The 24,367-nt window shown below is 64.6% G+C and carries 13 protein-coding genes; 6 read left to right on the forward strand and 7 right to left on the reverse strand.

The window, feature by feature from the left end; translation table 11 throughout:
• Positions 1-71 precede the first annotated feature (71 nt).
• The 6 genes from ACSVIE_RS07185 to ACSVIE_RS07210 form a co-directional block, all read right to left on the reverse strand.
• The gene (locus ACSVIE_RS07185) at positions 72-6,290 is read right to left on the reverse strand and encodes an Ig-like domain-containing protein (protein ID WP_442423439.1); all 6,219 of its coding nucleotides are present in this window, start codon (positions 6,288-6,290) and stop codon (positions 72-74) included.
• Positions 6,291-6,447: 157 nt separating this feature from the next.
• A complete protein-coding gene (locus ACSVIE_RS07190) occupies positions 6,448-12,567 on the reverse strand; it encodes an Ig-like domain-containing protein (protein ID WP_442423440.1) in 6,120 nt (2,039 codons plus the stop codon).
• Between the two features lie 116 nt (positions 12,568-12,683).
• Positions 12,684-13,853 (reverse strand): adenylate/guanylate cyclase domain-containing protein, encoded by a 1,170-nt coding sequence (locus tag ACSVIE_RS07195; RefSeq protein WP_426006649.1) that lies wholly within the window; start codon positions 13,851-13,853, stop codon positions 12,684-12,686.
• Positions 13,843-14,436: a PH domain-containing protein gene (locus ACSVIE_RS07200; protein ID WP_442423441.1), complete on the reverse strand. Its 594-nt coding sequence runs from the start codon at positions 14,434-14,436 to the stop codon at positions 13,843-13,845. The genes ACSVIE_RS07195 and ACSVIE_RS07200 overlap by 11 nt, the downstream gene beginning before the upstream one ends.
• On the reverse strand, positions 14,429-15,343 hold the full coding sequence (locus ACSVIE_RS07205; RefSeq protein WP_442423442.1) for a biotin--[acetyl-CoA-carboxylase] ligase: 915 nt from the start codon (positions 15,341-15,343) through the stop codon (positions 14,429-14,431). Before ACSVIE_RS07205 ends, ACSVIE_RS07200 begins: the two co-directional genes overlap by 8 nt.
• Positions 15,344-15,400: 57 nt before the next feature.
• Positions 15,401-16,297, reverse strand: coding sequence for an SDR family oxidoreductase (locus ACSVIE_RS07210; protein WP_442423443.1), 897 nt, complete (start codon positions 16,295-16,297; stop codon positions 15,401-15,403).
• 213 nt (positions 16,298-16,510) lie between these two features.
• Between ACSVIE_RS07210 and ACSVIE_RS07215 the strand changes: the two genes are divergently transcribed.
• From ACSVIE_RS07215 to ACSVIE_RS07235, 5 genes are all read left to right on the forward strand, one after another.
• Positions 16,511-18,094, forward strand: a complete 1,584-nt coding sequence (locus ACSVIE_RS07215) for an acyl-CoA carboxylase subunit beta (protein WP_426006645.1) — start codon at positions 16,511-16,513, stop codon at positions 18,092-18,094.
• A gap of 44 nt (positions 18,095-18,138) precedes the next feature.
• On the forward strand, positions 18,139-18,327 hold the full coding sequence (locus ACSVIE_RS07220) for an acyl-CoA carboxylase epsilon subunit (RefSeq protein ID WP_426007508.1): 189 nt from the start codon (positions 18,139-18,141) through the stop codon (positions 18,325-18,327).
• A 59-nt stretch (positions 18,328-18,386) separates the two neighbouring features.
• Positions 18,387-20,069, forward strand: coding sequence for a DUF885 domain-containing protein (locus ACSVIE_RS07225; RefSeq protein ID WP_442423444.1), 1,683 nt, complete (start codon positions 18,387-18,389; stop codon positions 20,067-20,069).
• Between the two features lie 115 nt (positions 20,070-20,184).
• Positions 20,185-21,618 carry a dicarboxylate/amino acid:cation symporter gene (locus tag ACSVIE_RS07230; RefSeq protein WP_442423445.1) on the forward strand — a complete coding sequence of 478 codons (1,434 nt, stop codon included), beginning with the start codon at positions 20,185-20,187 and terminating at the stop codon, positions 21,616-21,618.
• An 87-nt stretch (positions 21,619-21,705) separates the two neighbouring features.
• Positions 21,706-22,158, forward strand: coding sequence for a YbjQ family protein (locus tag ACSVIE_RS07235; protein ID WP_442423446.1), 453 nt, complete (start codon positions 21,706-21,708; stop codon positions 22,156-22,158).
• Positions 22,159-22,185: 27 nt separating this feature from the next.
• On the opposite strand, the gene ACSVIE_RS07240 is transcribed toward ACSVIE_RS07235, so the two are convergent.
• Positions 22,186-23,541: an HNH endonuclease gene (locus ACSVIE_RS07240; RefSeq protein WP_442423447.1), complete on the reverse strand. Its 1,356-nt coding sequence runs from the start codon at positions 23,539-23,541 to the stop codon at positions 22,186-22,188.
• Positions 23,542-23,649: 108 nt separating this feature from the next.
• Between ACSVIE_RS07240 and ACSVIE_RS07245 the strand changes: the two genes are divergently transcribed.
• The gene (locus ACSVIE_RS07245; RefSeq protein ID WP_442423448.1) at positions 23,650-24,366 is read left to right on the forward strand and encodes a TetR family transcriptional regulator; all 717 of its coding nucleotides are present in this window, start codon (positions 23,650-23,652) and stop codon (positions 24,364-24,366) included.
• The last annotated feature ends 1 nt before the right edge of the window (position 24,367 follow it).

Consider the following 24,367-nt stretch of genomic DNA (forward strand, 5'->3'; position numbering starts at 1 on the left):
TTCTTGTGGTCAAGCTGTACCCGGGGCCGGTTGGTCCGGCCCCGGTTTTTCGTTCGGGAAGTGTTGCAGTGCTAGCGGTTCGGCATGCCGTTCGGCGGGTTGCAGCCGATGTTGGTGGTATCGCAACGGATCCAGTTACCTGCCGCCATGCCGCTGGTCAGGTGGTACCAGATACCGGACGGGTTGTTGGAGGTCTTGTACCAGACCTGGTAGCGGTCCGATTCTCCCGAAGCCCCGGCATTGAGCCACTTGCCTTCGCCAACACAGGACGACGGGTTGCCTGCCCGGAAGCTGTCAGTGCCCTTGCGGGGCTCCGTGCAGCTTCGTACCGGCGTGGCGGTGACGGTCCAGGACGTGGGCTGTGGCGGCGGTGGTTCGGCCCCGCTGCGCGAGGTGTCACTGCCGATCCGGCCTTCCTGTCCCCCACTGATCGCACGGACACGCAGGGTGTGGGTTTCGCTGTAGCCAACGCTCTTGGAGAAGCTTCGCTCGTTCGTGCCGACCCAGCCGCCGCCGTCCAGGCTGTACTGATACCCCGTCACGGGACGGCCGTTGCCGTTGGGCTGGTTCCAGGTCCAGGACACGGTCTTGTCGCCTGTCCCGCTGCTCTTGCTGCCGCTGACCGTGGGAGCGAAAGCCAGCCCGTAGGGGTTCACCACGTTCGATGAGGGACTCGCATCGCCGGGAGTGGCGTTTTGCGAGGAGACCGCCCACACGACAACACCGGTATCGGTGCCGTTCGGGGCGGGAACAACGCCGCCTCCGGCCGGGATGGCGCCGGTTCCTGCCCCGGAGGTCAGGCGGTACCTGTAACTGATCTCGGCAGCCGTGGCTCCATTGCGCCCGGCAGCAGTGAGCGGATTGAACGCCACCCGGATCTTCCCGCCGTCGGCGTTCGTTTCCACGAGGGACGCGGTCGGGGCGTCAACCATTCCCGGCTTGCCCGCAGCGCGGATGGGTGCCGATTGCTGGCTCACCCCGCTGACCCCGGCCTTGTTCTTCGCGGAGACCGTAAAGGTGTAATTGGCCTCGGCATTGTCCACGGTGACGTTCTGTGAGGTAGCACCCACCGTTTGGGAACCCACGACGGCGCCGCCCCGGTAGGTGGTCAGCGTGTAGGCGGATATGGGGTCACCGTTGTTGTTGGGCGCCACCCAGCTGACCTTCAGCTGGCTTTGGGTACCCACGGAGCCTGCCCCCGAGACGGAGGGCGCGGCCGGCGTCGCTGGAACACCGGCCGGCGTTTCGGCGGCCGAGTACGGGCTCCACTCGGAGGGATCCTTGGCATCGTTCCGTGCCAGCACCCGCACCTTGTAGGCCACGCCGTTGGTCAGGCCGCTCCACGTGTAGCTGGCACCGGTGAGGTTCTGGATCTGAGGGTTCTGCCCGGCCGGGGCCGGTGAGATTTCCAGATCGTAGGACTTGATGGGCGAGCCCTTGCTGGCCGGAGGCACCCACGCGACGGACAGCTGTTTGTCGCCGAACTTCAACGTTGGCGCAACGGGAGTATCCGGCTTAACGTCGGGGCGGACCTCGGCGGAGGCCGGCGAGCGGTCAGACTCCCCGATCGCGTTGGTCGCTGTCACCGCAAAGTGGTACTTCACGTTGTTCGTCAAGCCCGTCAAGGTGCACGTGTTGGCCGGGCAGTCCTGCTTGAAACCGCCCTCCCCGTACACCGTGTACTTGGTGATCGGGGAGCCCCTGTCGGCAGGAGCAGTCCAGGTAAGCAGCGCCGTTTGGTCGCCCACACTCTGTGCCAGTGGCGTGGTGGGCGCCACGGGCTTGTCCTTGACAGTGAGCCGGACGCGGGCCGTTGCATACCGCGACTTCTCCCCCGTCTTGTCGGCCACGGTGTAGGAGGTCACCAACGTGCCGGTGAAGCCAGGGGCCGGAGTGACGGTGATCGAGTCGCCATTCACTTCCGTGTTGCCGCTTCCCGTCTCGGTCTGCGCAGCCACGATCTTCAAGGGCGTGTCAGGGAACGGGTTGGAGTCATTGGCCAGGACGTTGATCGTGACGGGCTTGCCGGATTGGGCTTCCGGTTCCACGTCGTCGTTGGCCACGGGCTTGGGGCGGGTGGAGGCTGACAGGGAAAGCTTGTAGTTGCCGACTGCTTCCAGGCCGCGGGGATCCTTGGCCTTCACCTGAACGGTGCTGCCCTGCCCGATCTGTACCGAGTCGTCGGCAGAGACCTTGAGGGTCTTGCCGTCGATGCTGACCCGGAAGCCGCCGGAGGCAGCGCCAACGAGCTCGTACTTCATGTTCCGCACGTCGTCGGCGTCGGGATCGGACGTGAGCTTTTCCAGATCCAGGCTGGCAGAGTCCCCCTTGGGAACTTCCACTTCGCTGCCCAGCAGGGTCGGAGGATTGTTCTTGTTGGGGTCCGGAAGCACCTTGGTACGGATGCTCAAAGTGGACTTCAGCCCGTTGGGATCGTCCGGCCCCGTTCCATCTGTTACTTCGAAGCTGATCGAGCCGGGACCGACGTATTCCGCGCCGGCTGTGTACTTCACGGCCGTTCCCCCGTTGGCGATTGGATCGCTGCCGTCGGCGCCGATGAGCTTGATCCGGTCTGCCTGCGTCAGCCGGGGCGAGCGGCCATCACGGACCTTGACCCACTCACGCAGGTCCACGGTAACGGACTGGCCGGACACGAGTTCCACGACGTCGTCCTTGGCCAGGGTAGGAACCTGCTGTCCCAGGCCCGGCACCCAGATGATGGCCGTGGACTTCTGGCCGTCCACGTCTTCCACGGTATACGGCACCAGTTGCGGCTGCTCCGTCAAATCCACCACGACGTTGCCGTCGGTTCCGGGCCGGGCTGTCTCCAGGCCGGTGCTGATCCTAAGGTTCTCCCCCACACCGTCCGGGTCCTCGTCGTTCTTGAGGACCGGTACGTCCACTGCCGTCTTGCCCAGGGTCTGGGCTGACGTCACGCGGTCGTCGCGGGCTATCGGGGCCTGGAGCGGGATGTCGTTGTCCACGATCACCCGGATGGTGGCCTGGCCCACGGCGTCCCGGTCATCGGCCACGGCATACCGCACGTTGACCGTGCCTTCGGTGGCCGGTGCGGTGACCAGGATCCGGCCGCTGGTCTTGCTGACGTGGGCGTCCAGCCCGGCGTCAGCCTCGATGCTGTCGCTGAGGATCCGGATGAGGTCGCCGTCCGGGTCGGAGTCATTCGCAGTGGCGTCCACGGCGATCTGGCGTCCAGGGCGCACTTTCACTTCGTCATCCACCGGCGCCGGCTTCTGGTTGTCATCGCCGCGGGGCGCGACGCCGACCGTCACGGTTCCGGTGTTGACCGCGCCCTGGCGGTCGATCACCTTGTACCGGAACGTATCGGTTCCGGCGCCGTCACCGGCGGCAACGAAGTCGATGAAGTTGCTTCCCGCCGTCGCGGTTCCCATGGTGGGCGTGCTGTCGATGCCGGTGAGCTGCACCGAGTCGCCGTCGGGATCGATGCCATCCAACGGGACCGGGATGCGGACGCTGCCGCCTGCAACGACCCGTGCCGTCAGGTTCTGCGGTTGCGGACGCGAGTTCTGAGCACCTTCCAGCGGAAGGATGTGGATGGTGACCGCGGCGGCGCTCTTCTGGCCCTGCGGGTCCACGGCGTTGTAGATGGCCCTGACGGTCTTGGGCGTCGGGCCTGCGATGAAGCGCAGCGTGTTCTCAGAGATGAACGCGGTGCCGTCCTCGTCGGCAATGGTTTGGGCCAGCTCCGGGTCAACGGACAGTTCCTCGCCCTGCGGATGGGTGTCGTTGTCCAGGACAGGTATGGTGACGACGTCGTTCACGCGGACGTTGACTTCGTCCGGTTTCGGCTGGGGAGCTTCCACGACGGCGGGCGCCGGCACCGGGACCACGCCAACCGTTCCGGTGGCCGAACCGCGGCCATTGGACATGGTGTAGCTGAAGGTGAACGGCTCCGTGGCGCCCAGGACATCAGTGACGCGCAGGACACTGTGGTCGATGACGCTCACCGACGCGCTGGAGCCCGGCGGGACCGTCACGTTCTGGAGGACGAGGACCCCACCGGAGGGGTCGGAGTCGTTGGCCAGGGGATCCACCAGGACGCTTCCTCCAACGGGCAACAGGGCCACGTCATGGACGGCCACCGGGGCGCCGGCGTCCTTGCCGGATTCAACGTCCACGCGGATCAGGCCCTGGCTGCTCTGTGGGCCGTTGCTGGCGATATAGGTGAGGTACACCGGACCGGGAGTGTTGCTGCGGAAGGTGAACGTCCCGCCGTCGGTCACGGGACCCAATTCGGCTTGGCCGGCCGCCTCCACGTGTGCCACGCGAAGTGCGCCGCCGTTGGGGTCGACGTCGTTCTTCAAGGGCGAAATCACCAGGTCCTGTCCCACCACTGCGGTGACGTGGTCCGCGTTGACCACGGGAGCGAGCGCTCCCGGTGGCTGCACGTTCACCACCACCCGTCCCGTGGTGGTCGCCCGGCCGTCCCAGACGGTGACGGTGACGTTCTTCTTGCCGGCAGCTGCACCGGAATCCTGGTAGGTCAGCAGGCCGTCGCGGCGTACCTTGACCTGGTCCTGCTCATTGTCGGCTTTGGCATCGAGCAGGACGAGGTCGTCGCCGTCCGGGTCCATCCAGTCGGTCAGGATGTTCTGGCTGACGGACTTGCCCTGTTCCACCAGCATGGTGGTGGGCTCGGCCCGCTTGAAGAACGGTGGCTTGTTGTCCTCGGGAGCCACCACGTTCAGTGTGACCCGTCCACCCGCGGAAAGCCCACGGCCGTCGGCAGCGTTGTAGTCGAAGGATTCTGTGCCCGGCTTGGCGTCAGCGGGAACCCTGATCTGGAAGGCCGACCCGCCGTAGATGTTCTCCAGGGCACCGGCTTTGGGTCCGTTGGCACCGACCGCAGCGGTGAGGACGTCGCCGTCGGGGTCGGAATCGTTGTCCAGGACGCTCAGGATGGTGGTCCGGCCCGGCCTCACGCCGTATTCATCGGGTTTGGTTTCCGGTGCCCGGTTGGGCTTGGTACGGTCCGGCAGGACGTTGATGGTGTTGTTGTCCGCTGATTCCTGGTCCTGGTCGTCCGATTGGTTTTTCGGCGGGACGACGTCGTCCCAGTTGTTGACCAGCTGCATGTTCTGGTTAACCATCCACACGCTGCCGGAGTTGACGTCGTTGAGGACCACGAGATCGCGGTTCACGCGGAAAACATAGCTGGGCGACGCACTGGCCTTCGGGACATCGTTCTTTTTGTCGTCGGCGTCGTTGTCGCAGTCGCGGACGTACTTGTTCGCACCGGCCCACGCCGAGTGCACGCACTTGCTGACCTGGACAGGAGCCGCGGGGATACCTTCCCCATCGGCGTCCACCGTAGCGGCAGTGGAACCGTCCAGCGGCTGTTTGAGGAGGGACTTGCGTGTGGCGATGGCAACGAAGCCGCTGTCTTCGCTGCTCTGCTGGAGCTTGGCCTCACGGGCATCCTGGAGCTGGAGCCGACGGCCTCCGGGGAGGAAGAGGTTTCCGGCACCGGCATCGAGTACCACCGGCTTGTCCCCGACCACGGAGATCTGGAGGTCTCCCGCTCCCTTGAGTTCGTCAACCTTGGTGACTTCGGACGCCGTGCGCTCCCCCGTGGCATCGACAGTCGTCACCGTGATCTCACCTTTGCCGGGGTCCGCGGTATAGATGCGGTTGTCGTGCCCGACGGCGGACACCACACCCTGCGAACCGGTCAGGACGGGTTCGGTCCCTTCCTCGTCAAAGCCGTTGACCGTTGACGGCGACAGCGCCCAGACCTTGCCACGGGCGGGGTCAGTGACGGACAGGACTGTGGTGCCATAGCTCACTTGCGACGACGACGGCAGCTGTTTGTCGCCGCCCAGTTTCAGGTTGGCGGCCGAAACCTGGTTAATGGTGGAACCCGTTTCGTCATCCACGAAAACGTTGCCATCATGCTGCAGGACATCGAAGGTGGTGCTGGCGGGCGTCACCGCGCCGTCCAGGACCCGCGACGGGTAATTCAACCGGCCCACGGCGTTCTTGGTCTTGCTGACCACCCACACGCCGCCGTCGTTCAAATCCACTTCGGTGGTCTTGAATCCCGGGTACAGGATGGCACCGGCGACGAGTACGCCACCGGCCACGGTCACAGCAACGGCCGATACGGCCTTTTGATGTCGACGCTTTTTCAGCCCCAGCTTGCCGAAGAAAGATCTCACAGCCCCAAAATTCCCTTTTCGCACAGCTGCTCCCCAACAGCTCCTGGATCCGCCGACGACTGTCGGCGGCCGGTCATTCCGCAGTACCCCCATACGGCGGCGGAATTTTCAGTCCATAAGACTATCCCACGCGCCACGCGGCCCGCCAAGGGAACCCGGGAGCGGGCTCTCCATTGGCTTTGACAGCCTAAGGGATCACGGACTCGCCGCGCGATGGGGACAACTGCCCGGCCTTGGACCGGCGCCAGGGTCAGCACGGCGGCGCTCCCACTGCGCTGGGCTCACCCATCGTGGTGTGACCTGCGATGATGTAGCGGCCTACGTTGCGGTAGGAACCATCTTCGATGCGCCACCACGTGAAGGTGAGATTGTCCACGTCCTGCTGGACGATGTAACACTTGACCACCATTTTTTGGCCGGGGTACTCCCACGGGGGTTGGTCGCCGCCCTTTCCGTCACACGTGAAGTCCGGCTTGGGCTGGTAGTTCTTTCCGCCCTGCGTGTAGGTACACGACCTCTTGACCACACCGGTGTTCAGGACGCCCTCCCACACACCCTGCCTGCCGGACGTGGCACTGGCTGAAGCGATCGGACCGCCAGTTCCCAGGGAATTGAAGGTCTGCACGTTGATGTGGCTGGTCTGCTCCCACCCGCCGGTGTTGACGGTGCGGCTGCCCGAAGGAGCCACGCTCTCCCAGGCTCCGCCGTTGATGCTGATCTTTGTGGTCTTGACGTCGTTGGTGGCCGCAGACGGTGAAGACCAGCTCAAGGTGACGGACTGGTCGTTCAGGCTACCCCCGGAGCCGGATGCCGACGGCGTTCCCGGCGCCCCGTAGGGGGTAACGGAAGCCCCGCCGCTCGGCGGAGAGCTGGGCGCCACGGACGAATTGGCCGTCACGGTGATGGTACTGGCTTGACCGTTGGCGAAGCCGCCCACGGTCTGGCCCGGCTGGATCGGTCCGCTCTGGCCCGTGCTGGCCCTGTACGTGTAACTGACCTCGCTGGCGCTTGAACCGTTCCGTTGGTCAGCGTTGAGCACGTTGAAGTTGATGGTGACCTGTCCCCCGGCGCCGCCGGTGTTGGCAGGAGTTGCACTGACCCCGGTGACGGCACGAAGCTCGCCGGTGGCACGGCGGGGCGCCGACGGCGCGCTGACCGCACCCTTTCCTGCCTTGTTCTCCGCCTGGACCGTGAACGTGTAGCCCGACTCGGAGTTGTCGGCCCTGAACGTCGCCGAACGAACATCCCCGGACACGGTCTGCGTCTGGGCCGCTCCGCCGCCGCCGGTCATGGTGACGAAGTAGTTCTTGATCGGGTCACCGTTGATGTTCGGTTCCGTCCACGTCGCCCGGAGCTGGTTCTGCGTTCCGACAGAGGATACGACGGCGGTCGTCGGCGCCGCGGGTGCACCCGGCAAACCGGCAGGGTGGTCTTCGGCGGAGTAGACACTCCAGTCCGATGGACCGAGCTCGTTGACGGCCTGCGCACGCACTTTGTACTTCACGCCGTTGGTCAGTCCGGTCCAGGTGTAGGTCAGGCCCGTCACATCATTTTTAACCGCAACTCCGTTGGCCGGAGGCGGGGATATTTCCAGGTTGTAGTGCTTCACCGGCGAGCCCTCGGTCTTGGCCGGGCTCCACGTGACGGCGAGGTCCTTGTCACCGGCCTTGACCGTCGGCGCGTCAGGCGGCGACGGCTTTTCGTCCGGACGGATCTCGTTCGAAGCCACCGACGGTTGGGAGTCCCCGACCTCGTTGGTGGCGACGACAGTGAAGACGTATTTGACGTTGTTGGTCAGGCCAGTCAACGTACACGTGGTGGTGGGGCACTCCTGCTGGAAGCCTGAGGACCTGACCGTGTACTTGGTGATGGGCGCGCCGTTGTCCGACGGCGGCGCCCATTTGAGGACGGCCGTGCGGCTTCGGACGTCCGTGGCCACAGGTGCCGATGGGGCGTCCGGCTTGTCCCGGACGGTGATCCGGATCCGCCCTACGGCCTGCCGGCCGGGATCATCGGTCTTGTCCTTAATGGTGTACCGCACCACGAGGACACCCTTGAACCCCTCGGCAGGGGTCACAGTGACGGAATCACCGGAAACGGAAGGCTGGCCGGAGGCCGAGCCCGTCTCCACCACGGCTGACTCGATCTTCAGCGGAGCATCACTGAAGGGGTTGAAATCGTTGGCCAGGACGTTGACGGTTTCCGACGCGCCGGCGTTGGCCTTGTCCACAGCGTCGTCATTGGCGGCCGGCTTGGGCCTGTTGGATGAGACAACGCTGACGGTGACCGCAGCCTTGACGGCGTCGGACCGGCCGTCGGTAACCCTGAGGGGGATGATCCCCCGGGCTCCCGGGTTGACTGAATTTCCGGGCGTGACCCGCAGGACGGTACCCTCGATCCTTGCTTCGATCCCGCCGGGCAACTGCCCGTCAAGCTGGAACTTCAGCTTTCCTTGGTCTTGTTCGTCAACGTCAGTGGCCAGGTTGGCCAGCTCCAGTTCCGTTGACTCGCCCTTGGGAGCATCGATGGCAGCGCCACTGAAGGTGGGCGGGTGGTTGGCATCCGGATTGGGCAGCACCCGCGTCATGATGGTCAGCGTGGACGTGAGGCCCTCAGGGTCGTCGGGTCCGGATCCATCCGTGACCTCGAACGTGACGGAACCAGGGCCCGTGTAATCTTCCTGGGCCGCGTAGCGGAGCGCCGTTCCGTCGCCGGCAATGACGTCCTGCGGGTCGCCGCCCTGGACCTTGATTTTGTCCGCCACGGTGATCCGCGGTGCCCGGCCGTCCCTGACCCTGACATAGTCCTGCAACGCCAGGGTCACTTGCTGGCCGGCAGTGACCTCCACCACTTCATTCGTGGAAAGAGTGGGGTACTGGAGGCCCTGCCCGGGAATCCACATGAGCGCTGTGGCCGACTGACCGTCGATGTCGGTGACGGTGTAGGGAATCAACTGGTCCTGGGGCGCCAGCGTCACCACAACGTTGCCCGACGTTCCCACCCGCGCATTCGGGTTGCCGTCCGGCAGGGTGATTTTCAGGTCCTCGGCAATGCCATCGGGATCGGAATCGTTCTTCAGTACCGGAACATCAACGGCCGTCTTTCCCAACGTCTCGGCGAGGGTGACGCGGTCGTCCACCGCGACAGGTGCGTGCAGCGGCGCGGTGGGGCTGGTCTGGACCCTGATGACCGCGCTGGCTTCGGCCTTTTTGTCGTCCTGGATCCGGTAACTGACACTGTCGGTTCCGGCAACGCCCGGCGCGGTCAGCAACACCCTTCCGGTGACGGCTTCCACCTGCAGCTCAGGGTTGGCTTCAAACGAATCCACCAATCCGATGGGATCACCGTCAGGATCGGAATCGTTCTTCAAGGCATCAACGGCTACCCGGCGTCCGGGACGGACGTCGATGGCATCGTCCACTGCGATGGGCTTCTGGTTGTCGGCTTCGGCCGGAGCGATGCCAACGATCACCGTTCCCGTGTTTTCGGCACCAATCCGGTCCCTGACGCGATATCCAAAGGTGTCCGTACCAAACGATTTTCCGCCGGCAGTGTATTCCAGATAGCCGTCGCGGAGAACAGCTGTGCCGAGTCCGGGCGCCTTGTCTATACCGATGACCTGGACCGAGTCGCCGTCGGCATCGATGCCATCGGTCGGAACCGGAATTTTGACGGTCATGCCGGCCACTGCCCGCGCCGTCAGGTTCCTGGGCTCCGGCCGGGTGTTGGTGGCGTCATCGCGTGCCCGGATCCGGATGGTGACCTGTTGCGAGTCCGTTTGCCCGGACGCGTTGCTGACCTTGTAGATGGCGTAGACGGTCTTCGCTTCCCCGCCGGCGATGAAGCGAAGGGTGTTGCCGGCCACAAACATCCGGCCGTCGGCCTCATCCGGCAGCTGGGCCAGGACAGGATCCAGGGTCAGCTCACCGCCGTTGGGGTCGGTGTCGTTCTCCACCACCGGGATGGTCACCACATCACCGGCCCGTACCGTCACTTCGTCGGGTTTTGCCTGCGGCGCCTGGAGCTTGGTGGGCGCCGGCACCACCTGCACGGAGATGTCGCCCGTGGCAGAGGCCTTGCCGTTGGAGATCGTGTACTTCAGCGACAACTGCTCCTGGGCACGGATGTCCGTAATCTTCACCACGGAGTGGTTGAGGACAGCCACACTCACCGGCAAGCCATCGGCAGCTGTTACCGACTGGACCACCAGGACGCCACCGGCAGGATCGGAATCATTGCCCAGGACATCCACTACCACGCTTCCGCCGCTGGGCAGGAGGGCGACGTCCCGCACGGCCACCGGTGCGCCGTCGCTGTTGCCCGAAACGACATCCACCCTCACCAACTGCTGTGCGCTCGCCGGCCCGTTGGTCACCATATAGGTGACATAGTGGGCGCCCAGCGAGGACGAGGTGAAAGTGAACGTCTGCTGGTCCGGGCCCACCACTGCCGTCGACTGGCCGTCCGGCTGCGCCTGGGCCAGGCGCAGCGTACCGCCCTGCGGATCGGAATCGTTCTTGAGGGGCGCGATCACCGTGTCCTGGCCGGCAACGGCCACCACGTGGTCGGCGTTGGCCACGGGCGGCAACGCACCGTGAGCGCGCACGTCCACGGTGATGCGGCCTTCGGTGGTCAAAGTGCCATCCGAAACACTGACCGTCAAGGTTTTGCGCCCAGGTCCCGCTCCGGAGTCCTGGAATGAGAGCAAACCGTCAGGCCGCACCCGGACCTGGTCAGCGGGATCGCTGCTGGTAGCCGAAACGGCAAAGATGTCGTCACCGTCGGGGTCAAGCCAGTCCGTCAGGACGTACTGGCTTGCTGTTTTGCCGGTTTGGACCACCAGGGTGTTATTGCGGTTGGGTTTCTGCTGAGGTGCGCTGTTCTCTCCCGGGGGCACAATCCGGAGATCGACGTCCGCGGCAGCTGTTCCGCCCCGGCCATCATCCACGGTGTACTTGAATGTCTCTGAGCCGGTGGTGTCCGGTGCCACGGCGATCTGAAAACCGGTACCCCCATACACCTGCGAGAGCGCCCCGGACCTGAGCCGGTCGCCCGTGGACACCGTCAGGACGTCGCCGTCGGCATCGGCGTCATTGTCCAGCACCGGAAGGATGGTGGTCTTGCCTGCCCGGATCCCGAAGGCATCCGGCTTCGCCGCAGGGGGCGTGTTCGGTTTGGTCCGGTCCGGCAGGACTGTTTGCTGGACTTCGTCGGCCGAGTCCTGGTCGGCGTCGTCGGAGGTCTGCTGGGGCGGAATGACGTCGTCCCAGTTGTTGACCAGCTGCATGTTCTGGTTGACCATCCACACGTTGCCGGAGTTGATGTCGTTGAGGACCACGAGGTCGCGGTTCACGCGGAAAACGTACGACGGCGAGGCGCTCGCCTTGGGCACGTCCGCGCGGCGGCTGTCGGCGTCGTTACTGCATTCCCGGAGGTACTTGTTGGCGCCGGACCACGCCGAGTACGTGCACTGGCCAAGCCGGACGGGCGCCGCGGGAACACCGCGGCCGTCTGCTTTCACCACTTTCGCCGTTCCGCCATCCAGTGGCTGCAGGAGCAGGGCTTCCGGGGTGGCAATGGCTACTGCGTCCGCCGCAGGACCGCTCTGCTGCAGTTTGGCTTCGCGGGCATTGTCCAGCTGGACCTTGCCGCCGCCGGGAAGGACGATGGTTCCCGTTGCCGTGTTCAGCAGCACGGCTTTGTCGCCGACAGCGGCGAGCTGGACGTCGCCGTCGGCTTTGAGTGCCTCGTCAGTACGGACCTGCGACTCCACCGGCTTTCCGTCGGCATCAACTTTGGTGACCGTGAGCTTTCCGGTCCTGGGATCAAGGGTGTGGATGGCATCGTCCACGCCCACCACGGACTTGATGCCCGGGGACTGCTCGAACAGGGGCTCCGACTCGTCGCTGAAACCACCGATGGAGGTGGGTGAGACAGCCCAGACTTTGCCTTTGGACGGGTCCGTGACGGCAAGGACTTTGTGTCCGAAGCTGACTTCTGCGGCTCCGGGCAGTTTCTGGTCGCTCCCGAGGCGCATGTTGGCAGCGCTCACCGGGTTGAGGGTGGCACCGCCGGAGTCGTCGATGAAGACGTCGCCGGCCTGCTGGAGGATGTCGAAGTCAGTACTGGCAGGCGTTACCGCACCGTCCAGCGACTTTGAGGGGTAGTTGAGGCGGCCCGCAGCATTCTTGGACTTGCTGACCACCCACACGCCGCCGTCGTTCAGGTCCACTTCTGTGGTCTTGAATCCCGGGTACAGGATGGCACCGGTGACAAGCACTGCGGCAGCAGCGGTGAAAGCCGTGACCGCCAGGGCCTTGGTGCGGCGTTTCCTGGGCCCCCGTTGGGCAGGCCTCATGGTCGGAGCCATCCACATCCCCCATGCAAATCGGCAGCCGACAGGATCGCGCGGCTGGCTTGACGCGAACAAGCACCAAGCCTACCGGGTTAATCCATCGATTGGCGAAGATGTGACCTGCATCGCTGTCAGTCCAGGACCAGGCCCCTGCCCCGGCCCCTGGCCAGCATGACGGGATGGATTTCGCCAAAACCACGGACGTTTTCCGACGCCTGCGGTACCAGGACGAACCGGTCATCCTGCCCCAGCGCAGCAGCCGTCATGGCGTCCACCAGCACCGTCCCCGGCTGGGCGAGGCTTGTGAGGCGGGCCGCCAGGTTAACCGTCGGGCCATAGATATCACCCAAGCGGGAGAGAATGCGGCCCCACACCATGGAGACACGGGCCTGCGGAAGGATCTCGTCTTCGGTGAAGGCGTGGGCCAGGGCCAGCGAAATTTCCGCCCCTGCGGCCGGTGTTTCGGCGATGTACAGGACTTCGTCACCCACGGTCTTGACCAGGCGGCCACCACCCACAGAGATGATTTCGGCACACTTGTTCTCGAAGCGCTGCACCATCTGGGCCAGCGTCTTCTCATTCATGCGGCGCGACAGGCTTGTGTAGGACACGAGGTCCGCGAAGCCCACGGCCCGGGCCAGGGGCAGCGGAGCATCGTCCTCGTCACCTTCGCGTCCTTCCTCGCTGGCCTGCAGGCCGGCTTCGGCCCGGACCGCGAGGCGCTGGACGCCCGCGTTGAGCTGACGGCGGTAGGAGTAGACCAGGATTTCCTCAAGGGAATCCACCAGCGCCGGCAACTGGTTCACCAGCTGCTTCCGGGCCACGGCATCCGGAATACCCTGCTCCTGGACCATGTCCTCCACCAGGGCTTCAACCTGCCACACCACCATCCGGTCCGTCATCTGGCCGATGGACCGGGTGACCGAGATAGCGGCTTCCTCGGTCAGGAGACCGGCCCGGACCAGGTCCAGGATGGTGGTCAGCGCTGCCTGGTCCCGTTCGGTGAAGGCAACATCGTCATCGCCCCAATTGGGGAATCCAAGCGCACGCCACAGCTTCCGGGCGGACAGCACCGAAACGCCTGCCCCGGCAGCAACTTCACGACGGCGGAGCTTGCGTTCGCCGCCGAGGAGCCTCGCCTCGAGCGCTTTGATGGCAAGCCGCTCGGCCGACATCACACCGGTCGGTGGTCCCGTGGCGACGCTTGGCGCAGGCTCGGTGTCCTCGTCCACGGAAGGTTCGGGTACGGCGTCGAACTCTTCGCCCAGGTCCTCGCCGGACTTCTGCCCTTCAACGCTCATCTCTTCCACCTTCTCCCAGCTCCCACGGCACCTCATCGAAGTCCGTCAGGACTTCACCCTCAAAGACCTCACTATTCGGCAGTTCGCCCATTGCATCAAGGACGAACTCCCGGAATTTTCCGGCTTCCGGCACGTCGGCCAGTACAGCCGTACCGGATGGTCCGGTATCCAAGGATATATTCCCGGAGCGCAATGACCGTTGGAGCAGGTTCTGGTGGACACCCACGCTGCGTACCGAGGCCAGCGGCACCTGCCAGTCGGCGCGGTTGAACATCCCGTATTTGGCAATCACCCGGCGGCTGGTCAGGATATAGCGGACCGACCGCCATTTCAGCAGCCTCTTGACGCTGTAGCCAAGGAGCACCAGAGCCGTCAGCCCGCCGCACGCACCCAACAGCCACGGGGTCCACTCACTGGTGATGAACGGGGCGAGCCGCTGCGGATTGCCTTTGACAATCCATGCGCAGGCATAGGCCGCCACGGCAGGCAGCACGATGAAGGTCACCACAGGAAAAAACAAGGAGCGGGCCTGTTGCCGCGTGATGGTAATGACCTGCTCCCCGGGAAGCAGTTCCTTACGCATAACCGCTTTCTGTGGCGCGCAGATGCACCACGTCTCCTGCCGTCACCACATGCTCCCGCCCACCATGGTCCACCACCAGCAGGGAGCCGTGCTCATCCAACCGTGAGGCATGGCCCACCAGTTCATGGTCCCCCGGCAGGTGGGCGCGGACCTCCCGGCCCAGGGTGACCATGGCGGATTCGACCCTCTTGTGCAGCGAGTGGCCTCCCTCCAGGCCTGCTGACGGGTCCCCTTCCGAATTGCAGAAACTCCGGTAAAGCCGGGCGAAACGCCTCAGGTATGCCTGCAGCAGCGAGGTGCGGTCCGTCGTCGTGCTTCCTTCCAGGGCCAACGACGTTGCCGTTGGCACCGGCAGTTCATCTTCCGACAGGGAGACATTCAGGCCCACGCCGAGGATGACGGCAGGAACTGAACCGTCGCCCGGTGAAGTCAGCTGGGCGAGGATGCCCGCTACCTTGCGCCCGTTTACCAGGACGTCGTTGGGCCACTTGATGTCCGCCGTAATGCCTGCCGCCTCCTGCAAGGCCTCGCGCAGTGCCACCGCCGCCAGCAGCGATAGCCAGGAGTAGCTTTGCGTTGGTACCGGCATTCCGTCGGCGGTGACCGGGCGAAGCACCATGGACACGGAAACGCCGGACCGTTCCGGGGATTCCCAGTGGCGGTCCAGGCGCCCGCGGGCGGCCGTCTGGTGCTCAGCGGTCAGGACAGCCAGGTCCGCCCATTTCTTCGGTTCCACTGTGACCGCCCGCACCAGGTCCTGGTTGGTGGATCCCGTGGAGTCGACGATCTTCAGCTGCGAAATGCCCGTAGCCGACAGGAACTCGGGGGCCAGCAGCGCGTCGCGGTCCAACGCAGAACGCTCCCGGGAGTCGTGGCGGTGGCTGGAATCAGGCTGTTCGGCATCCATGGCAGAATCCTATCCAGTCGGGACGCGCGCAAGCGCCCCGGGCGCCTGCGAATCTGCTTAGAGGAAGATGTCCCGGACCAGTTGGTCTTCGGGAGCGCCCAAGCTGTAGGGCGAGAAATCATCAACACCCGCCGCCCGCAGGACGTCCTCATCGGTATGGAAATTCCCGGTCGTCTTCGTGCCGCCTGAAAGGTTGGCGCCGGTGAGGATGGCGTGGGCGGCATCAGCCATGATCTCGGGGCCCCGGGCAGCCTTCACCATCTGCCCGCCTCCGGGCATGTTCCGGATGGCTGCGGTGTCGATCAACGTGCACGGCCACAGAGAGTTGACGGACACGCCGCGGTCCTTGAACTCTTCTGCGAGCCCGAGGGTGGTCAGGCTCATGCCGTACTTGGCCATGGTGTACGCCAGATGCATCCCGGCCCACTTGGGGTCCAAGTTCAGTGGTGGCGACAGCGTCAGGATGTGGCCACTGCCGGAATCCAGCAGTGCGGGCAGCGCCAGCTTGGACAGCAGGAAGGTTCCCCGGACGTTGATGTCCTGCATGAGGTCGTAGCGTTTCATGTCCACAGCGTCAGTGCGGGACAGATCGATCGCCGAGGCGTTGTTGATGACGACGTCGATGCCTCCAAACCGCTCGACGGCGGCACTCACCGCGGCGGCTACGTCATCGTCATTGCGGACGTCCCCGACGAGGGGCAGCGCCTGCCCGCCGGCGGCCACCAACTGCTCAGCAGCCGTGAAGACCGTGCCTTCCAGCTTCGGGTGCGGCTCGCCGGTCTTGGCCAGCAGGACGATATTGGCTCCGTCCCGGGCGGCCTTGGTGGCAATGGCAAGCCCGATGCCGCGGCTGCCACCGGACATGATGATGGTTTTGCCCTTCAGGGAACCGGTGGCTGCATACGGAGATGCGCCGTGCTGCGGGACCTGGGAAGCGTCGTTGCCTTGAGTCATGGACACACTCTAACCCAGATATGTTACTGACGGGTAACATAGTGGCTTCTTCGGCTTCGCGTCGGAAAATTGTAGGGTTTCTACAGCGGTTCGCGGCAAAGGCGTCACTAGACTGGCCAGCGAGGCCTGTTCTTTGTACGGAAGCTACTTAACGAGCTTTTACCGTAAATGGACTGCGCCAGCGAATATCAGCTACAGAGCCGGAGACACTTGATGAGCCACGATCTGACAACGACAGCGGGAAAGATTGCAGACTTCCGCGACCGCCAGGCACGGGCTGAACAGCCTTCGGGCCCTGAAGCGATCGAGAAGCAGCACGCACGCGGCAAGAACACGGCCCGTGAGCGCATCGACCTGCTGGTTGACCCCGGATCGTTCGTCGAGTTCGACGCCCTGGCAGTGCACCGCTCCACCGCCTTCGGCATGGAAAAGAAGAAGCCCCTCGGCGATGGCGTGGTTTCCGGGTACGGCACCGTGGACGGCCGCCTGATCGCCATCTACAGCCAGGACTTCAGTGTCTATGGCGGTTCCCTGAGCCAGGTCAATGGCGAAAAAATCGTCAAGGTCCAGGAATTCGCCCTCCGCAATGGCTGCCCGGTAGTGGGCATCAACGACGGTGGCGGCGCCCGCATCCAGGAAGGCGTGGCGTCGTTGGCCATGTTCGCGGACATCTTCCGTAACAACGTCCACGCTTCCGGAGTGGTCCCGCAGATCTCCCTCATCATGGGTCCGTGCGCCGGTGGGGCCGCATACTCCCCCGCCCTGACCGACTACGTGGTCATGGTGGACAAGACCTCCCACATGTTCATCACCGGACCAGACGTCATCAAGACCGTCACCGGCGAAGACGTGGACATGGAAACCCTGGGCGGTGCGCGCCAGCACAACGCCACCACAGGAACGTCCACGTACCTGGCCTCCGACGAAGCCGACGCCATCGAGTTCGTCCGTGAACTGCTGGACTTCCTCCCGTCCAACAACCTGTCCGAGGCGCCCGTGGTGGAGCACGACCAGGAACTCGAACTGGACGAGGACGATCTCGCCCTGGACGGCCTGATCCCGGACTCCGCCAACCAGCCCTATGACATGCGCAAGGTCATCGAGCAGATCGTGGACGATGCCCACTTCCTGGAGATGCAGTCCCTGTATGCCCCCAACGTGATCATTGGGTATGGCAGGGTTGAAGGCCACACGGTGGGCATCGTGGCCAACCAGCCCATGCAGTTCGCTGGAACCCTGGACATTTCCGCCTCCGAAAAGGCCGCCCGCTTTGTCCGCCACTGCGACGCCTTCAACATCCCCATCATCACCCTGGTTGACGTTCCGGGCTTCCTTCCCGGCAAGGACCAGGAGTTCCAGGGCATCATCCGCCGCGGTGCCAAGCTCCTCTACGCCTACGCAGAGGCAACTGTTCCCAAGCTCACCGTGATCACCCGTAAGGCCTACGGCGGCGCGTACATCGTAATGGGCTCCAAGAAGCTCGGCGCCGACCTCAACCTCGCGTGGCCCACGGCGCAGATCGGTGTCATGGGTGCCCAGGGCGCAGTCAACATCCTGTACCGACGTGACCTCGCCGCCGTTGCCGAAGCCGGTGGCGATGTTGAAGCCAAGCGGGCCGAAATCATCCAGGGCTACGAGGAAGAACTGCTCAACCCCTACCAGGCCGCCGAACTGGGATACGTTGACGCCGTGATCGCTCCATCCGACACGCGATTGCAGATCATCCGTGGACTGCGCGCTCTCCGGGACAAGCGCGCCAGCCTGCCCACCAAGAAGCACGGGAACATCCCGCTGTGAGCGCGGCACAGAACCCGGTACCGGCCAGCGAGCCGGTGCTGCCCATGTTCTCCGTGGTCAAGGGAGACCCCACGCCCGAAGAGCTCGCGGCGCTGGCCGCCGTCGTCGCTTCCGTTGGAGTACCCCAGGCCCCGGCGCCTTCAAAACCAAACGTGCGCCACTGGGTGCGCCGCCAGCAGTTGCGCCTCGACCCCACCCCGGGTCCCGGCGCCTGGCGGCGCAGCCGCGGCTGATTCCCGACGCACGTTCAGCAACCCTTTCACGTGACGGTGGTGACGGTTAGGCTCTGGGGGTGACTACTGCAAACACCCCTGCACGGCCCAAGTCCGCCATTGACGCCGTCGCCGATGCCTACACAGACAAGCTGATCGAACTCAATCCCAGCTTCGCCACAACGCTGGGGTTGCCGGGGCACGAGACGGAATACCAGGACTATTCACCGGCCGGCACCGAGGCACATGCCAAGGCCACGCGGGAGGCCTTGGAGGCGCTGGCTGCCCTGGAGCCTTCCGATGACACCGACGTAGTGACCCTGGATGCCATGCGCGAACGGCTCGGCCTGGAACTGGAGATCCACGCCTCCGGCTGGGATGCTGCCGACCTCAACAACATTGCTTCACCCGCACAGGACATCCGCGCCATCTTCGACCTCATGCCCACGGACACGGTGGGGCAGTGGGGACATATCGCCGGCCGCGCGGCCAACGTCCCCGGGGCCATTGCGGGATACATCAGCTCGCTGCGCGCTGCTGCGGCTGACGGCAAGGTTTCCGCCGCCCGCCAGGTCCGGATCGTCATCGAACAAACCAGCCGCTACGCCGCCGAAGACGGGTTCTTCGCCAAGCTTGCCGCTGAGGCCACGGTGGGCGGCTCGCCGCTTCCCGGCGACGTGCAGGCCAAACTCGACGACGGATCCTCGGCGGCGCGGGAAGCTTACGGTTCCCTTGCTGCTTTCCTCCGGGACGAACTGCTGCCCGCCGCTCCGGAGAAGGACGCCGTGGGCCGGGAACGTTACGCCCTGGCATCGCGGTCCTTCCTGGGCGCCACCGTGGACCTTGAGGAAACGTACGCCTGGGGCGTGCAGGAACTTGAACGGCTCATTGCCGAACAGGAAAAAGTGGCCGGTCAGATCAAGTCCGGCGCCTCGATCGAAGAAGCCAAAAACATCCTGAACAACGATCCCGCCCGGCAGATCAAGGGCACCGACGCCCTCAAAGCCTGGATGCAGGACCTCTCCGACCGTGCCGTATCCGAGCTGGCCGACGTGCATTTCGACATTCCGGACATCATGAAGACCCTCGAATGCATGATCGCCCCCACGGACGAAGGCGGCATCTACTACACGGGCCCCTCCGACGATTTCTCACGCCCTGGACGCATGTGGTGGTCTGTCCCCGCAGGTGAGGACACGTTCACCACGTGGTCGGAGACCACCACCGTGTTCCACGAGGGCGTTCCCGGCCACCACCTCCAGGTTGCAACGGCAACCTATCGCCGCGAACTGCTCAACAACTGGCGCCGGAACGTCTGCTGGGTGTCGGGGCACGGTGAGGGTTGGGCGCTCTACGCCGAACAACTGATGCTGGAACTCGGTTACCTCAAGGACCCGGGCGACCACATGGGCATGCTGGACGGCCAGCGGATGCGGGCAGCCCGGGTGGTGTTCGATATCGGCGTCCACCTGGAACTGCCCGTTCCCGAACGGTGGGGCAGCGGAACCTGGACGCCGGAGAAGGGCTTCGACTTCCTCAAAGCCAATCTGGACATCAGCGAAGGCCAACTGCAGTTTGAGTTTGCCCGCTACCTCGGCTGGCCCGGGCAAGCACCCTCCTACAAGGTCGGCCAGCGCCTGTGGGAGCAGATCCGGGCGGAGCTGGAATCCCGCGAAGGCTTCGACCTGAAGTCCTTCCACAGCAAAGCGCTGAACATCGGCTCGGTGGGGTTGGACGTGCTGCGCAGGGCGTTGCTGGGCTGATCCGGGGCGCTCACCGGAGACCAACGTCACAAACGCACAAGGAATAACTTTTGCGCACGTAACATTTCTAAACGTCCGTTCGCTATGTTATTTGCGAAGCACCTACCGTGTTCCGGTGAGCACCTCAAACACCATCACTCCCGCATCCGGCACGTCCGGTTCCCGGCTCCCCAAGTGGGCCGGTTCCTTCGGCGTCCAGATCATCGCCGCCCTTATCGTGGGCCTCGTCCTGGGCCTCATCGCCAAGTACACGGGCAGCACCAAAGCAGCCCCCAACGGGCTTGGCGCAACCCTTCAGACGATCGGTTCCAGCTACGTCTCCCTGCTGCAGACCGCCGTCGTTCCACTGATCTTCACCGCCGTGGTGAGCTCCATTGCAAACCTCCGACAGGTCTCCAACGCAGCGAGGCTCGCTTGGAACACGCTGCTGTGGTTCGCCATCACCTCCCTGGTTTCCGTACTTATCGGCATCGGCCTGGGCGTGCTGCTTCAGCCCGGTGCCGCCACCGGCATCACGGAAGAAGCCAAGTACGCGGGCAAGACGGGTGACTGGTGGGCGTTCCTCATCGGGCTGTTCCCCAAGAACTTCCTTGGCCTCGGCGCAAGCTCGACGGTCACCGAAAGCGCCAACGCCGCCACCACCGTCAGCACGTCCGTGAGCTTCAACGTCCTCCAGATCCTGGTGATCGCGATCGCCGTCGGTATCGCTGCACTCAAGGTGGGCAAGCAGGCCGAGGCTTTCCTGACCTTCAACGCTTCAGCCCTGCCCGTCATCCAGAAGGTCTTGTGGTGGATCATCCGCATCGCCCCGATCGGCACCATTGGCCTGATCGGTAACGCCGTGGCCATCTACGGCTGGGACACCATCGGATCGCTGGGCAAATTCACGCTTGCCATCTATGTAGGCCTGGCTCTGGTGCTGTTCGTGCTCTACCCGGTGCTGGTCCGCGCCCACGGTCTGTCCATCAAGCAGTACTTCTCCGGCGTGTGGCCGGCCGTGCAGTTGGCCTTCGTTTCCCGCTCGTCCATCGGCACGCTGCCGCTCACGCAGCGCGTCACCGAGCGCAACCTCGGCGTTCCCTCAGGCTACGCATCCTTCGCCGTGCCGCTCGGAGCCACCACCAAGATGGACGGCTGCGCCGCGATCTACCCGGCCATCGCTGCGATCTTCGTGGCCCAGTTCTTCGGCATCAACCTGGACTTCAGCCAGTATCTGCTCATCGTCCTGGTCTCAGTCCTGGGTTCAGCGGCCACGGCCGGCACCACCGGCGCCGTAGTGATGCTCACCCTGACCCTGTCCACGCTGGGACTGCCGCTGGCCGGCGTCGGTCTTCTCCTGGCCATCGACCCGATCCTGGACATGGGCCGGACCGCCGTCAACGTGGCAGGCCAGGCCCTGGTCCCCGCAATCGTGGCCAAACGCCAAGGCATCCTGGACGAATCGCTGTACAACGCGCCCCGTAACGGCGCTGCATTCAACGACGAGTCCGGCACGGACACCCCTGCGACAGAGGCCGGGAAACCGGAACTGGCTGACACCAAGGCCTGACCGCAGGCTTCCATGCCTCAAGTGAATCCCCGGACTTTCCCCGGGGATTCACCTGCTTAACGGCGACTTCTGGATAGGCTCTGGATCATGCTGATCGTTACCTCGAATGAAATTCCCGGCCACCGCATTGACGCCGTCTTCGGCGAAGTCATGGGCCTCACTGTCCGTTCACGCGACATCGGGTCGCAGATGCTCGCCGGATTCCGCTCCTTGGGTGGCGGCGAACTGCCCGAGATGACCCGTGCCCTGTACGAAAGCCGCCAGGAAGTGATGGCCCGCATGGTCAACGAGGCACAGCAGCGCGGTGCAAATGCGATCGTCGCCATGCGTTTCGACACCTCCGAGATGGGCACCAACTGGACCGAAGTTTGCGCCTACGGAACGGCTGTCTATGTTCTGCCGCTGGGTGAGGGCGAGCCGGGAGCAACCGGGCAGTCGATTTATCTGACCAAGCAGCAGCCACAGCAGGGAGCAGGCCAGCCGCAGCAGAGTGCGCCGCAGCAGCCTGGTCAGCAGTTCCCCGGCCAGCCGCAGTTCTAAGAAAGCCCCGGCACAGCCCCGCCCGCGTCAGTGCAGGGCTGTGCCTGGCAAAGGCGGCGCCTTGGACCGGTAGGTGTGTCCTGTCGGAGTCCTGACATCCATGCTGTGTATGGGCAGGGCGGTTACCGTTGTGGACGACCACCCCGGGCTCTCCTTGGTGTGGTTGCACTGCTCGCAGAGTCCGGCACCGTTATTCAGGCTGGTGGGACCGCCTGAATGCCATGGAACGACGTGGTCGATGTGGCGTATGGGCGCGTCACAGTAAGGCGTGCGGCACACGGCGTCCCTGGTTTCGATGAACCGCCGCAGGCCGCCGGGGAAGAGCCTGGACCTGGTATCCATGGCCACAAGTTCTCCGCTGGCCGGCGCTGTGTAGAGCCGGCGCAGGTAGACATCGTAGTTATGACCTTTAGACCCGGATCCCCCTTGTCCGGACGCCGCTTGCAGTTCGCTCGAAGACGGCGACGGCCCGCCCGCATTAATCCCAGCCCCACCACCCTCACCAACAAGAGCACGTGCCCAGCCGCCCGGAACGATGCCATAACCCGATAACCGGGCCGGCTCCGAATCTCCCTGGAACAGCGTACGGTCGGTCATGACGAGCTGTAGTTCGAGCCTGCCTACACCCCCCGACGTTCCAATGAGCCGTTCAACCAGCGTGTCCGCCATAACCTGGCCCCTTGAACGGTCGTCGCCGCCCGAACGGGCAGAATCAGCCGACTGGGCCAATGCCTTGTAGGCGGCAACGCCCTGGGCTACAGGAAGCAGCGCGGTCAGTATCGCCATGGTGTCAGGAGCCGGCCGGAGACTAACATGCCGTTCCGAGGCAGCCCTGGCAGCGCGCTGGGTCACCGAACGAGGATCCCGACGGTAAGCGGCGGCCTTGGCAGCGGCGACGATCGAACGGTCGCCCGCGCCGTCGAAGGTCCCGCTGTCCGCGGCGAGCTCCTCATCTACCGCGCATCGATCCTCAGCGGACAGGCAGGCGGTTTCCCTGACCAGCAGAGTGGCCCGCCACTCATTGAGTTGGCCGGAGTCAAGCGCTGCCAGAGTGCGTGGCATCTCGGTTACCAGCGCCTTCGCGAAGCCCAACAACCGTGAACCCCGGTTGGGCGACTCCCGCCGTGCCAGCGCGACCTGAGCGGCGACTCCCCTGCCACGTTCCGATGCCGGGACGCCGGCTTCTGCTTGGACTTGGCGCTGGGCCTGATCAAAAGCCACAGCGATCTTGGCCTGCAGACCGGAAATGGCGGACTTCATGTCCTCCAGAACGCGCAGCTGCTCGATCAGCTGACCGGCGACGGTCAGTGCCTGAACCGGACCGGCGAGGGCAGGTAGCGGCACATTAGCTGCGCCAGCTTCCTGAACCTCAATCCGTTCCATGCATTAAGGCTTCCAGAGAGGTCTGACATTTTAGGCTCGCTGCTGGTGGGACGGACCGAAACACTGCTCAGATTGCGCAGAGTGCAAAGTTGCACTTAGTGTAAGTATGTGAGCCCCAATCAGCCGCCCGCTCCGCCCGGCACAGCCGAGCCAGGCGCTCCCTCGCGCCGCGAACTCAACAAGGCAGCCACCCGCAGCTCCATCGCAGCAGCCGCCCTTGACCTGCTCCGCGGCCACGGCCCGGGCAACTTCACCGTGGAAGACATCGCCGCCGCCGCAGGTGTATCCCGACGAACCTTTTTCAACTACTTCCCAAGCCTCGAGGCAGCCCTATCGTCCGTGGCCGACGGCTTCATGGATCGCGCCCTGGAGCAGTTCAAGCTGCGGCCCAACGACGAAACCATCCTCGAATCAGCCCAAGCCGCCCTCATGGCCCTCGCCGACCCGATGTCCGTTGCGCCCATGGCGGAACTGTTCAGCCTCACCCAGGACAACCGTTCGCTCGCCCGCTCCGAACTCGAAGCCTGGGACCACTGCACGGGACAAATCATCGACGCAGCCCGTTCCAGGCTGGGCGAGGAGGTCAGTGAGCTATACCTCCACGCACTGGCAGGCTCGGTCATTTCCTGCGGAAAAGCAGCCATGAACGTCTGGTTCGCTGAACGCGGGCCGGATCTCTCCCCCGAATCACTCGCAGTCCTTCGCCAGCACCTCATCGATGCGATGGGGCTGCTGGGAGCCGGCTTCGCGCCGCCGTCGGACATTAACAACAGTGCGGCGGCCGCCGCGGCGTCCTCCGTTCCAACCACCACAGATCGGTTCTGAC

The sequence above is a fragment of the Paenarthrobacter sp. NCHU4564 genome (assembly GCF_052156435.1).
Classification (GTDB): domain Bacteria; phylum Actinomycetota; class Actinomycetes; order Actinomycetales; family Micrococcaceae; genus Arthrobacter.